Source organism: Nocardia sp. NPDC004415, assembly GCF_053602435.1.
Window position 1 is genome coordinate 184,735 of sequence record NZ_JBSGDP010000002.1, and the last position, 12,851, is coordinate 197,585.

A 12,851-nucleotide genomic window follows, 5' to 3' on the forward strand; every position below is an offset into this window, starting at 1 on the left:
CGAGCCGATTCGCCGCGGCCACACCGCGGTCAACGACCCGGTTCGCGTCTCGTCGCCGTCGCCGGCGCCGGTGAGCAGCTGTGAACCCTGCCGAGGAGCAGAGCCATCCGGACCGGCCCCGAGAGCAGCAGTCGAACGAATCCCTGGACTCCCGGCCGGGGCAGGACCAGACCCCGAGGAAGAATCATTCTGAGCCGCAGTCACTTCGCTGCCGGACCCGAGAGATCCGACAGCGCAGGCAGCGAACCCACGCGATTGCCATCGCGACATCGCGCTGGACCGGCTCCGTGCGACTTCACCGAAGCCGCGCGTCGACCGTTCTTCTCCAGGACCACCGACAGTTTCCCGAGGACCACCGACAGTCGATTCCTCCCTAAGTACCGCGTCGCGTTCTGGAGGCAGCCTCGCAGGACACGAGGGATGTCCTTCGGGCACGGCACGACGACGAGAGTTTTCGCCGGCACGGAGACCTGTCGGCCGATGCGCGGTCATATCCTCACCAGCTCGCGGAGTCGCGCCAGGCGGGCGGGGCCGATACCGTCGACCTCGCCCAGCTGGGCGATATCGGTGAAGCGGCCGTTGGCCGCGCGCCAGGCCAGGATGGCTTTCGCGGTGACCGGACCGACGCCGGGAAGAGCGTCGAGTTCCGCTTCGGTGGCGGTATTGAGGTCGACCCCACCGGACTTGCCCGTGCCCCCACCGGTCGCCTTCGGACCGGAGCCGCCCGCAGGGGTGGGACCGATGGCAGGGGTTCCGCCGGAAGCACTGATCATGGCGCTGCCGACCCGGAGCGGATCCGAGTGCGGACCGGTGGCGCCGACGACGAGCTGGTCGCCGTCGGACAGGCGCTGGGCCAGATTCAGACCGGACAGGTCGGCACCATCGCGGACCCCACCCGCCATCTCGATGGCGTCGGCGACCCGGGAACCACCGGGCAACCGGTGCAGACCGGCATGCTCGACCAGGCCAACGACGCTGACCACCACTTCGGCACCCGGCCCCGCGCCGGTGTCCGTCAGGGCGGCCACCGCGGCGACCGTCTCGGGGCGCGCGGGCGCGGCCTCGGCACGGACCACCGGTACCGGCGGGACCGCCTGCGGAATCGGCTGATCCCGCATCATCACCACGCCGGTGACCACCACCGCGAGGACACCGACCACACCCAGCGCCATCGCACCGCGACGACCCGGATCCATCCTGGCGCCGTGAAACCGCTCCGGTACGAACCGGTTCCGGCGCCGGGACGTTCCCTCGTCGAGCCAGCTCGGCAGTCGCACCGGCTCGGATGGCGCCGGTGCGACCTCGTCGTCCCAGCGCCCTTCCCCGCGTGTCCCCGCGCCACTCCTGCCGTCCGGGCCGCTATCCGGCGGCTGCCCACCGGCCCACTCCCGCACCGCCATTCCGCCCAACCGCTGCCGTACCCGCTCGTGTTCCTCGTGTCGTGACATGGCTCCGACGGTATGCCCGCATGATCTCCCGGCCCGGCCTGCGACCTGGGGTTTCACTAGGCCTGTGGATAACTCGAAACCTGTGGACAACTTGGCGTTCCACGCCCCAGGCCACGCTTTCGGCGCGGCTTGAACGGATACGGTGCGCGCATGACGACTCGGCAGTACGGATGGAGACATGCATCCCGCACAGCGATTCCGCGAGTTCGCGCTCCGCGAGGCACGCGGCAATTCCCCGCTCTATCACCGGCGAGCGCTCGACATCGCCGCCGACCCGGACACCCTGGCACTGATCGCCGCCTTGCCTCCGGACAGACAGCAACCGAATCTGATCCTGGCCGCGGCACGGGTGAACGGCGCGAATGCCGAGCGCTACCAGGAATTCCGCGAGCAATTTCACGCGAACTGGCCCGCGATCGCGCGGACGGCACTGACGCGTCGCACGCAGACCAACGAAGCCGGTCGCGCGGCATCCCTACTTCCGGTGCTGGCGGCGCTACCGGAGCCGCTGTCGCTCATCGAGGTGGGCGCCTCGGCCGGGCTCTGTCTCTATCCCGATCGGTTCAGCTACCGGTACGGGCACACGGGCGTCGACCCCGAGGGGGGCCCTTCGCCGGTGGTGTTGTCCTGCACCACTACTGGGCCGGCACCGATCCCGACCCGGCTGCCACGGGTCGTGTATCGCGCGGGCGTGGACCTGAATCCCCTCGACGCCGCCGACAGCCGGGACCGCGACTGGCTGGCAGCCCTGGTCTGGCCCGGTCAGGAGGACCGGGTGTCGCGGCTGCGGGCGGCCTGCGCGATCGCGGCGGCGGACCCGCCGGAGGTCATCGCCGGCGACCTGGTCGAGAAGGTCACCGGACTGGTCGCCGCGGCACCCCGGGACAGCACGGTGGTCGTCTTCCACAGTGCGGTCCTCACCTACCTGTCACCGGCAGCCAGGGCGGAGTTCCGGTCGACGGTGCGGGCGCTGCCGTGTCACTGGATCTCCCAGGAAGGCTCCGCTGTACTGCCCTGGCTCACCGGGCAACTGCCCGAGCGGGATTCGGGCGCCGCGCGGCTGGTGGTGGCGCTCGACGAGGTGCCACTGGCCTACGCGGGCCCGCACGGGCAGTCGCTGGACTGGTTCGGCGTGGGGTGAGGGTGTCAGATGCTGCGCATCACCGAGACGACACGGCCGAGGATCACGGCTTCGTCGCCGTCGATCACGGAGTAGGCGGGATTACGGGGTTCGAGGTGGATGTGCCCGTTGCGGCGGCGGAAGACCTTGACGGTGGCCTCCTCGCCGATCATGGCGGCGACGATGTCGCCGGAGTTCGCCTCCTGCTGCCTGCGGACGACCACCAGATCACCGTCGCAGATGGCGGCGTCGATCATCGAGTCGCCGCGCACGCGCAGACCGAAAACCTCACCGCGGCCGACCAGTTCCCGGGGCAGGGTGAGGACGTCGTCGGCGTGCTGTTCGGCCAGGATCGGGGTGCCGGCAGCGATATCGCCGACGACGGGCACGGTCACCGACGCCTCGGAGCTCGCACCGGGCGCGGTGCGCAGGAACAGCCGGACATCGATGGGGCGCGTAAGGGATGCGCTGCGGCGCAGGAAACCGTCCTCCTCCAACGCTTTCAGATGCTTGGCGACCGTGGAGGTGGACCGCAGGCCCACCGCGTCGGCGATCTCCCTGGCGCTGGGCGGGTAGCCGTGGGCGAGCACCGAATCCCGGATCACGGCGAGGATGTGTTGCCTGCGCGGCGGCAGGTTCGCGGTGTCGAGATAGTCGAAGTCGTCGAATGCGGTCACCGGGGCATCGTAGAGCCCGGCGTGCTCACCACACGGCACCGCGGGGCCGGTCCGCTGCGGCGCGCCCGGATCCGGCACCGGAACGGTTCAGGAACAGCCGCCGGGCAGGACCACCACACCGAGCGCCCCGACCCCGAGATGCACGCCGAGGGTCGGCCCGAATTCGGCGACGTAGAGTTCGGCCAGCTCCGGCGCCTGCTCGCGCAGCTGCGCGGCGATGTTCTCGGCGGCATCGGGCGCGCCCAGATGCTGGATGCCGAGGGCTGCACCGTCACTGCCCGCCGCCTCGAGCACGGCCGCGACCAGTTTGGCGTACGCGCGCGACCGGGTCCTGACCTTCTCGCGCAGTTCCAGCTTGCCCTCGACCAGTTGCAGCAGCGGTTTGGTCACCAGTTCGCTGCCGAAGAAGGCGGCCGCGCTGCTCAGCCTGCCGCCTTTGCGCAGTTGTTCGGTGCGGTTGACCAGGATGAACGTGCGGGCACGAGCCGCGGCGGCCACCGCCCGTTCGTAGACCGCGTCCAGCGCCTCGCCTGCCCGTGCGCGCCGCGCGGCCGCCAGCACCGGCAGCCCGGTGGCCAGGCCCGCGCCGAGCGAATCCACCAGGCGCACACGGTCTTCGGCCCCCATATCCCGCACGGCTTGCCGGCCGGATTCCCAGGTCGCCGACAGCATGCGCGACAGGTGCACCGCCACCACACCGTCGCCGTCACTGTGGTGCAGCGCGCGCTCGTAGGCGGCGCGCAACTCACCCGGCGACGCGGCCGAGGTGCTGACGGAGTCGGCTCCATAGTCGATGTCGACCGGGTCGACACCTTCGCGGATCTCGCGTTCGCCGACGAGGACATGCAACGGCACCACTTCGATACCGAGTTCGGCGACGACGTCGGCGGACAGGCCGGCCGCCGAATCGGTGACCACCACAACGGTCACGGACTACCGGACCTCCTGCAGCGCCTTGGTCATCGCGGTCGCCACGGCGGTGTGCCCGGCCCAGCCCCAGTGGATGCCGTCCGGGTTCGCCGAGCCCGACTCGATGTCCTCGCGCACGGCTTCGCCGAGGTCGACCAGCGGCACCGAGGTGCGACCCGACCAGGCCTGAAGAGCCTTGACGGCCTTGGCCCTGCCCCGGTGCACGCGTCCGTAGGCGTCGCACTTGTGCACCGACGGCAAGACCGCGACCACGGGCAGATCAGGTCGCAACTGCGCCAGTGCTTCACGCGACTGCTCAAGGTAGTCGACGCTCACCTTCGGCGGCAGCGCCACCGGACGGCCGAGCTTCGACAGCTTGGGCTGCAGCCAGTTGTAGGTGGACCGCACCCCGCGACGCAGACGCGGCGGGCGGATGTAGCGGATCAGTTCGCGCAACGCGGTCGGCAGCGGCGAGGGCAGCGTGTCCATGCCGCCGACGGCGAACACGACCGCACCCGCGCGTGGCACCGCCGCCCACACCCGCGGGTCACCGATCAGCGCCCAGTAGGCATCGCGGCAGGTCCAGCCGATCCGGGCGATCAGTTCGACATCCCAGTCCAGTTCGGCCGCGACCAGATTCGGCCAGATCCGCGGATCGTCGGCGGGCAGGCCGCCCTTCGGTCCGTAGTAGGCCAGCGAATCGGCGATCACGAGCAGCACCGGACGCGGCGACGCCTGCGCGACCGGCAGCTCGGCGGCCTCGGATTCGGCCAGCACACCGTCCGGCACGGCAGCGGCGGGTTCACCCTGCGCTACAACAGTTTTCGACACAACGGTGGTCTCGGCCGACGAGGTTGCCACCGAATTCTCGAGAGCTGCCGGTTGCGCCGCTACGGATTCGCCCGTCTCGGAAGCGATTTCGTCGGCGACGCCATCGACCGATGCGGACTCCGCTTCGCCGGCCGCCGCGATCACCGTCGCCGGAGCACCGGCGAGCACGTTCTCACCGGCGTCCACCTGCTGCTCGATGCCCGAAGAAACGTCGACAGCAGCGGGCTCGGACCCGGTGACACCGGGACCCCCCGAACCACCCGCGGCAGCGGCTTCACGCTCGACGGCGGTGGGCACGACATCGGCGGCATCGACCGTGGCGGCACCCTCGGAAGCCGCCGATCCGACACCTGCCGATTCGGCCTGGTCCGCCTCCACCGAACCGGCGGCCGATGCGACAGCACCCGTCGACGTCGCGAGTTCCGGAAGGTCAGCGGCGACGAGTTCTGTCGCGACGTCTTCGGAAGCCGCTGTGGCGGAGTCGATATCAGCGCCGGTGGTCTCGGAGTCGATCGCCGACCGGATATCGGGCTGTGCGGCACCGGTCTCCAGGTCGGCGCCGGTACCGTCCACGGATGCACCGGAGTTCACCGTGTCGGTGTCCGGTGCGGTATCCGGTTCCTGGACAGCGGAATCCGCGGCAACCGCGCCGTCGGTCTCCGCCGACTCGATCGCCGTCGCGGAATCGCTCGCCCCGGAAGCGGACTCGGCAGCTCGCGCCTGTTCGGCCTGCTCCGGTTCGGCGACCGCCGGGGCCGGCATCGGACCGAACAACGCGTCGGGCAGCGAGCGCGCGGTACGTGCGGTGACCTGCTTGAAGAGTTCGTCCGGTACCGAACGGATCGGCTCCTCACGCTCGGCGCGCGGGGTGCGAGCGGGCGCCGGGCCGAACAGCGCGTCCGGCAGTTGCCGTCCGGGCTTGGCCGTCACCTGCTGGAACAGTTCGTCCGGTACCGATCGATCGGGCTCTTCAGAGGACATCGGGAGCTACCTTCGCCGCTGCGTTCCAAACATCGAGTCGCCAGCCGGGTCGGTCGATGTCAGGGCCGTGGCTGGACAGCTGCACCCAGCTCGTATTGGCCAGCCCGCCCAGAGCGGGCCAGCTGCCGGGCGGCAGTTCCAGCAACGCGGCCGTGAGGGCAGCGATCAGCCCGCCGTGCGCAACCAGGATGATAGTCCGGCCGGGCCAATCCTGCCGCTCGTTGTACAGTTCGCGCACCACCGGCAGCGACCGCGCGCCGACCTCGAGTTTGCTCTCCCCACCGGGCGGTGTGTAGGTGGCGTCGAGCCGCCACTGCACGCGCGCGCCGGGGTAGTCGGCGTCGACCTCGAGATGGGTCAGCCCCTCCCAGTCACCCAGGTTGGTCTCACGCAGCCGCTGATCGGTGACGACCGGCAGGTCGCTGATGTCACCGAGCGCCTGGGCGGTGTCCTTGGCGCGACGCAGATCGGAGGCGTGGATCGCGATGGCATTGCGCGAAACCAGTTCGCGGGCAGCCTCTTTGGCCTGCTGCCTGCCCAGCTCGGTGAGATCGGTGTCGATCTGGCCCTGCATCCGGTCCGCGGCGTTCCATTCGGTCTGCCCGTGCCGCAGCAGGATCAGCGTGCGCACATGGGCGTACTTGCTCACTCGGTGTAACCCTCTACCTGTGCGTCGTCGTCGGCCGCCGGGGTGGCGGGGGTCTCGATGCCATCCACCGGCACCGCCGGGCAGTCACGCCAGAGGCGTTCCAGCGCATAGAAATTGCGCTCGTCGTTGTGCTGGATGTGCACCACGATGTCGACGTAGTCGAGCAGCGCCCAGCGGCCCTCGCGGGTGCCCTCGCGACGGACCGGCTTGTGCCCGGCCTCGCGCAGCTTCTCCTCGACGTTGTCGACGATCGCGTTGACCTGGCGCTCGTTGGGCGCCGACGCGATCACGAAGCAGTCGGTGATCACCAGCTGCTCGGAGACGTCGAGCACGACGACATCGGTGGCGAGCTTGTCGTCGGCCGCCAGCGCGGCGACCTTGGCCATCTCGATCGATTCGGCGGAAGCGCTCATGCCGGCTCCCCCTGACAGACCAGAACCACGCTCGTCTCGCTCAACGTCAGCTACCTTCCGTTCCTGCGGGCCCATACAGGTGCCGCTTCGATATGTACTGCACCACGCCGTCGGGGACGAGGTACCAGACCGGCCGACCCTCCGCGGCGCGGCGGCGGCATTCGCTCGACGAGATGGCCAGCGCGGGGACCTCGATCATCGTGACGGCGTCGGCGGGAAGGTCCCGCAGATGCTCCTCGAGATGGTCGGTGTTCAGCTCGTACCCCGGACGGCTCACCCCGACGAACTTCGCCAGTTCGAACAGTTCGGTCCAATCCTGCCATGTCAGGATGTTGGCCAGCGCGTCCGCACCGGTGATGAAGTACAGCTCGTCGTCGGGATGGGCGCTCTGCATCTCCCGCAGGGTGTCCACCGTGTAGGTGACCTTGTTGCGTTCGATATCGGCCCGGCTGACCGAGAACCGGGGGTTGGACGCGGTGGCGATAACCGTCATCAGATAGCGGTCCTCGGCGGGGCTGACCTGCTTGTTCGCCTTCTGCCACGGCTGTCCGGTGGGGACGAAGATCACCTCGTCGAGCTCGAACCGGTTCGCGACCTCGCTCGCCGCGACCAGGTGGCCGTGGTGGATCGGGTCGAAGGTGCCGCCCATGACGCCGAGCTTGCGGCGCGGCCGAGCTGTTTCGTGCATGAGGTCCGAGCTTAACGGGGTGGGAGCCCGCGGGGCGGACCGGAGTGCCCGGCCACCGCGTGCGGGTCATCCCAGGCCCGACGCCTGGGCGCACATCTGGGCGAACTGGGCGCGGGTGCGGTCGAGCTCCTCGGCGACGTGCACGGCCGGGTTCTCGGCCACCAGGCGGCCGAGTTCGGCCAGCAGCACGTCGATGGTGACCCACCACGGCCCGCGGACGTACCCGTGCGGCCCGCGCAGCTGCAGCCAGGCGGCCGCGCGCAGGCATCGCGCGCGCGGCACGATCCGGCCCTGCTCACCCCACAGACCGGCCGCGCGCAGATAGAGCCCCAGCGCCAGCGACTCCTGCCCGCAGCATTCGCGCGCCACCGCCGCCGACCACACCAGGTCGGCATGGCGGTGCCGGTCGGCGGGAGCGCCGGAGAGCAGGCGGGCGGCCTCGGTGAACTGCCAGGCGGCCTGGCGGTAGCGGCGCAACCGGATCAGCGACTCGGCGAACTCGGCGCGCGCCAGTGACAGCTCGCCGGGCGGATAATGCAGCGGGCCTGCGAGCAGGGCGCGATCGAACGCCGTCACCGCCTCCCCGTGCCTGCCCGCCCGGCGCCATGCCCGCCCGGCCACCAGCCACAGATGTGCCGCGTCCGCCCGCGAGATCGGCTGCCAGCAGGCCGCCGCCGCAGCCGCGGCACGGGCGACATCGCGATCCCGGTCCGGCTGCGCCGCCACCGCGGTCACCAGCTGAGTACGCAACTGCGCCAGCTCACGCCCGACCAGCTCACCCGCGCCGACCACCAACGCCCGCCGCAACTGCTCCTCCGCGGCCGCAGGGGCATCGATGAGCCGGGCAGCCGCGACCACCGCCAACCTCCGAGCAGCCCGAGCGCCCGCACCCCGTTCGAGCGCCGACGCAATCCCCGGCCCTGGCCCTGATGCGGGACGAGGTCGTTCAGCCAGGACTAGATCGCCGGGTGGGGTGGGGGCGAGGGGGTGTTCGGGTTGCGTCTCGCGTGCCGGTTCGGCGGCGCTGTGTTCGGCGTGCGGATCGGTCACCGGGTGGACCGCACCCACGACACCGCTAGGTCACCCTTGTTGGCCGATCCGCGTCGATCGGCTCGCTCGTCGTCGCGCGACGCCCCTGCCAGCATGTGCGCGATCCTGGTACCGGCACCCTGTAAGTGGCTTAACGTCCGCTGAAATCCGTCACGCCTTCGGGCGCTTGGTCTTCGGGAGTTTGGCGACGATCGCGTCGTAGGAGGCGTCGATGAGTTCGCGTAGTTCGTCGTCGGGGACCGCGCCACCGAGGCGGATGCTGTTCCAGCCGCAGCGGCCGATGTAGGCCGAGGCGCTCACGTCGTCGGGATAGACGTACACGAGTTCGTCGGCTTCGGCCCGGTCGCGGCCGCATTTGAGGCCGATCGCGGTGCCCGCGCCGAGGAAGGCGAAGATCTTGTCGCCGACCTTGGCGACGACATCGCCCTCCCACGGTTCGTCTTCCCAGGCACCGGGTTTGGCCAGGCAGTAGGTCAGCGGATCCACCACAGCTCCTTCACACGGGTAGCAGTCGGGAGACGACCTCGGTCAGTTGCCGGGCCGAGCGGCATTCGTGCATCTCGATCACGGTGCCGTATTCCTGGGCGGCCGAATCACCGGTACCCCACAGGTTTTTCGGCTCCGGGTTGAGCCAGTGCGCGTGCCGGGCGGTGCCGGCCAGCTCACGCAGGGTGTCCAGGCGCGGGTTGCGGTAGTTGGTGCGGCCGTCGCCTAGGACCAGCAGTGAGCTGCGGCTGCTGACGGCGTCGGCGAAGTTGTCGGCGAAGCTGGTCAGGGCCTGGCCGTAGTCGGAGTGCCCGTCGGCGTCGATGATCCGCGACTCGGTGAAGATCCTGGTGAGGACGTCGTCGAGGCCCGCGTGCGGGTCGAAGTAGCCGGTGACCTCGTCGGTGCGGTCGACGAAGGCGAAGATCCGCACCCGGGAGAACTGTTCGCGCAGGGCGCTCACCAGCAGCAGCGTGAAATTGCTGAACCCGGCCACCGAGCCCGAGATGTCGCACAGCAGCACCAGTTCCGGGCGGCCGGGGCGGGGCTTGCGGTTCACCAGGTCGATCGGGACGCCGCCGGTGGACATCGACGCGCGCAGGGTCTTGCGCAGGTCGATCTCGCCACGGCGGGAATGCTTGCGCCGCACCGCCAGCCGGGAGGCCAGGATTCGCGCCAGGCGCTGGGTGCCGCGCTTCAGCTCGGTGAGTTCACGTTCGGAGGCACGCAGGAAATCGGCGTCCTCGGCCTGGCGGGCGACGCCGTAGGTCGCGACCCGGTCGCGGCCGATCTGTTCGGCCGCGCGGCGGTTGGTCTCGGACTGCACGCTCGCCCGGAACCGGTCGATGCGTTCCCTGGCGATGCGGCGGGCGACCTCGGTGTCGCGGGCGCTCGCGTCCGGCGGGAGCGCGAGCCCGGCGAGCACGCGCGCCAGCAAGGTCTGCGGCGCGAGGTCTTTCATCGCCTGATAGGCCGAGAACGAGGGGCCGCGGGCCGACTGGTACTGCCCCAGTTGCTCGACCACCTGGCCGGCCAGCTGCTCGAGCCGGTCGCCGGGGTTCTCCTCGGCCAGGAGTTCGGCGAGCTGCTCGCGCAGGGCCGCCAAGTCGATCTCGCCTTCGGGGGTGCGCGGCAGATCGGTGATCTCGCCGCCGCGCTCACCCACCGCGACCGGGAACCACAGGTCGAACAGGCTGTCGAAGGTGGCGCGGTGGGTGGGCCTGCGCAGGACCGCGCAGGCCAGGCCCTCGCGCACGGCCTCACGATCGAGCAGGTCGAGCACGGTCAGCACCCGGCCCGCGTCGATGGTCTCCGACGGGCCGACGGGCACACCGCGGGCCCGCAACGCCGCGACGAAACCGGCGACGTGGCCGCCGAGTCCGTGCGGCGCGGGCGCTGTCATGCTCAGGCCAGCTTCAACTCGGCCAGGGCGCGCTGGTGGTCGCTGCGATGCTTGAGCACCACACCGAGGGTGGCCCGCACGGTGGCGTCGTCGAGGTCCTCGGCGCCCAGCGCGAGCAGGGTGTTGCCCCAGTCGATGGACTCGGCCACCGAGGGCAGCTTCTTGAGCTGCATCCCGCGCAGCACGTGCACGATCCGCACCAGCTGCTCGGCCACGGAGGCCGAGAGCTCGGGCACCCGGCTGGCCAGGATGCGCCGTTCCAGCTCCTCGTCGGGGAAGTCCAGGTGCAGATACAGGCAGCGCCGCTTGAGCGCCTCGGACAGTTCCCTGGTGGCATTGGAGGTGAGCACCACGAAGGGCTTGCGGGTGGCGGTGATGGTGCCCAGTTCCGGCACGGTCACCGCGAAATCGCTGAGCACCTCGAGCAGCAGGCCCTCGATCTCGACGTCGGCCTTGTCGGTCTCGTCGATCAGCAGCACCGTCGGGTCGGTGCGCCGGATCGCGGTGAGCAGTGGGCGCGAGAGCAGGAACTCCTCGGTGAAGACATCGGCCTTGGTCTCGGCCCAGTCGTTCTCGCTGGAGGCCTGGATTCGCAGGATCTGCTTGGCGTGGTTCCACTCGTAGAGCGCGCGGGCCTCGTCGACGCCCTCGTAGCACTGCAAGCGGACCAGCTCGGCCCCGGCGACCTGGGCCACCGCGCGCGACAGCTCGGTCTTGCCGACACCGGCCGGGCCCTCGATGAGCAGCGGTTTGCCCAGCCGGTCGGCCAGGAAGACCGAGGTGGCGGTGGCCTTGTCGGCCAGATAGCCGGTGGCGGCGAGCCGCTCGACGACCTCCTCGACCGACGCGAAGATCGGTTCCTCTACCAGTGCCACGATCACACCGGCCGAGTCTGGCCGTCGCCCCACACGATCCACTTGGTGGAGGTGAGTTCGGGCAGTGCCATCGGGCCGCGGGCGTGCAGCTTCTGGGTGGAGATGCCGATCTCGGCACCGAAACCGAACTGCTCGCCGTCGGTGAAGGCGGTGGACGCGTTCACCATCACCGCGGCGGCGTCGACGCGGGCGGTGAACTCGCGCGCGGCGGCCAGGTCGGCGGTGACGATGGCCTCGGTGTGGCCGGTGCCCCAGGTGTTGATGTGGTCGACCGCGGCGTCGATGCCGTCGACGACCTTCAGCGCGATGTCGAGGGTGAGGTACTCCTCGCCCCAGTCGGCGTCGGTGGCGGGCACCTGGCCGGGCAGGTCGCCGTGGATGGTGACACCCGCGGCCTCGAGTGCCTTGCTCAGGCGCGGGACGGCCGTCTCGGCGACGGCGGCGTCGATGAGCACCGTCTCGGCGGCGTTGCAGACACTGGGACGGCGGGTCTTGGCGTTGAGCAGGATCGCCTCGGCCATGTCCAGATCGGCGGCGGAGTGCACGTAGACGTGGCAGTTGCCGGTGCCGGTCTCGATGGTGGGCACCTGCGCGTCGCGCACGACCGCGTTGATCAGGCCGGCGCCACCGCGCGGGATCACCACGTCGACCAGGCCGCGGGCCTGGATCAGGTGGGTGACGCTGGAACGGTCGTGGCTGGGCAGCAGCTGCACCGCGTCGGCCGGAAGGCTCTGGGCGACAAGCGCTTCGCGCAGCACCTCGACGAGGGTGGCGTTGGACTGCGCCGCCGAGGACGAGCCGCGCAGCAGCGCCGCGTTGCCCGACTTGAGGGCCAGGCCGAAGGCGTCGACGGTGACATTGGGGCGGGCCTCGTAGACCATGCCGACCACGCCGAGCGGCACCCGGGTCTGGCGGATCTCCAGGCCGTTGGGCAGCGTGGAGCCGCGCACCACGACGCCGACCGGGTCGGGCAGGCCCGCCACCTGGCGCAGGCCGGAGGCGATGCCGTCGATGCGCGCCGTGGTGAGCCGCAGCCGGTCGAGCAGGTTCTCCTCGGTGCCCGCCGCCTTGGCCGTCGCGATGTCGGCGGCATTGGCCGCGAGGACGCGGTCGGCGGCGGCGAGCAGGGCGTCGGCCGCCGCGTGCAGGGCCTCGTTCTTCTGCGCCGTGGTCAGCTGAGCCAGCACACGGGACGCGACACGAGCCCTGCGGGCGGCGTCGTGCACCGCTGCGCGGATGTCGAGCTCGGGGGTCACTTCTACCGTCATGGGTATCAGCCTACGCAGTCCGGCTCGCCCGTTCGACGCGACCCGGACACCGTA

Annotated in this window: 13 protein-coding genes; 1 reads left to right on the forward strand and 12 read right to left on the reverse strand. The window is 70.5% G+C overall.

From position 1 onward, the window contains the following. Positions 1 to 488: 488 nt before the first annotated feature. A complete protein-coding gene (locus ACWEMY_RS01995) occupies positions 489 to 1,448 on the reverse strand; it encodes a ComEA family DNA-binding protein (protein ID WP_452388479.1) in 960 nt (319 codons plus the stop codon). A gap of 178 nt (positions 1,449 to 1,626) precedes the next feature. Here ACWEMY_RS01995 and ACWEMY_RS02000 point away from each other — a divergent pair, with 178 nt between their 5' ends. After that, positions 1,627 to 2,589 (forward strand): DUF2332 domain-containing protein, encoded by a 963-nt coding sequence (locus tag ACWEMY_RS02000; RefSeq protein WP_452388480.1) that lies wholly within the window; start codon positions 1,627 to 1,629, stop codon positions 2,587 to 2,589. A gap of 5 nt (positions 2,590 to 2,594) precedes the next feature. On the opposite strand, the gene lexA is transcribed toward ACWEMY_RS02000, so the two are convergent. From lexA to ACWEMY_RS02055, 11 genes are all read right to left on the reverse strand, one after another. Beyond that, positions 2,595 to 3,284, reverse strand: a complete 690-nt coding sequence (gene lexA, locus ACWEMY_RS02005) for a transcriptional repressor LexA (RefSeq protein ID WP_452388505.1) — start codon at positions 3,282 to 3,284, stop codon at positions 2,595 to 2,597. Positions 3,285 to 3,332: 48 nt separating this feature from the next. Next, entirely contained in the window at positions 3,333 to 4,175 is an 843-nt protein-coding gene (locus tag ACWEMY_RS02010; protein ID WP_375936565.1) for a DegV family protein, read from the reverse strand. 3 nt (positions 4,176 to 4,178) lie between these two features. Next, positions 4,179 to 4,865 carry a diglucosylglycerate octanoyltransferase gene (octT, locus tag ACWEMY_RS02015; RefSeq protein ID WP_452388506.1) on the reverse strand — a complete coding sequence of 229 codons (687 nt, stop codon included), beginning with the start codon at positions 4,863 to 4,865 and terminating at the stop codon, positions 4,179 to 4,181. A gap of 1,090 nt (positions 4,866 to 5,955) precedes the next feature. Next, on the reverse strand, positions 5,956 to 6,615 hold the full coding sequence (locus ACWEMY_RS02020) for a histidine phosphatase family protein (RefSeq protein ID WP_452388481.1): 660 nt from the start codon (positions 6,613 to 6,615) through the stop codon (positions 5,956 to 5,958). Next, entirely contained in the window at positions 6,612 to 7,028 is a 417-nt protein-coding gene (gene rsfS / locus ACWEMY_RS02025) for a ribosome silencing factor (protein WP_375936571.1), read from the reverse strand. The genes ACWEMY_RS02020 and rsfS overlap by 4 nt, the downstream gene beginning before the upstream one ends. A gap of 46 nt (positions 7,029 to 7,074) precedes the next feature. Beyond that, on the reverse strand, positions 7,075 to 7,716 hold the full coding sequence (gene nadD, locus ACWEMY_RS02030) for a nicotinate-nucleotide adenylyltransferase (RefSeq protein WP_278262873.1): 642 nt from the start codon (positions 7,714 to 7,716) through the stop codon (positions 7,075 to 7,077). 66 nt (positions 7,717 to 7,782) lie between these two features. Continuing rightward, the gene (locus ACWEMY_RS02035) at positions 7,783 to 8,574 is read right to left on the reverse strand and encodes a hypothetical protein (RefSeq protein ID WP_452388482.1); all 792 of its coding nucleotides are present in this window, start codon (positions 8,572 to 8,574) and stop codon (positions 7,783 to 7,785) included. A 342-nt stretch (positions 8,575 to 8,916) separates the two neighbouring features. After that, positions 8,917 to 9,252, reverse strand: a complete 336-nt coding sequence (locus ACWEMY_RS02040) for an MmcQ/YjbR family DNA-binding protein (RefSeq protein WP_452388483.1) — start codon at positions 9,250 to 9,252, stop codon at positions 8,917 to 8,919. A 10-nt stretch (positions 9,253 to 9,262) separates the two neighbouring features. Continuing rightward, positions 9,263 to 10,654 carry a vWA domain-containing protein gene (locus tag ACWEMY_RS02045; RefSeq protein WP_452388484.1) on the reverse strand — a complete coding sequence of 464 codons (1,392 nt, stop codon included), beginning with the start codon at positions 10,652 to 10,654 and terminating at the stop codon, positions 9,263 to 9,265. Positions 10,655 to 10,656: 2 nt separating this feature from the next. Then, positions 10,657 to 11,535 (reverse strand): AAA family ATPase, encoded by an 879-nt coding sequence (locus ACWEMY_RS02050; protein ID WP_375936582.1) that lies wholly within the window; start codon positions 11,533 to 11,535, stop codon positions 10,657 to 10,659. Continuing rightward, positions 11,532 to 12,797: a glutamate-5-semialdehyde dehydrogenase gene (locus ACWEMY_RS02055; protein WP_452388485.1), complete on the reverse strand. Its 1,266-nt coding sequence runs from the start codon at positions 12,795 to 12,797 to the stop codon at positions 11,532 to 11,534. Before ACWEMY_RS02055 ends, ACWEMY_RS02050 begins: the two co-directional genes overlap by 4 nt. Positions 12,798 to 12,851 lie beyond the last annotated feature (54 nt).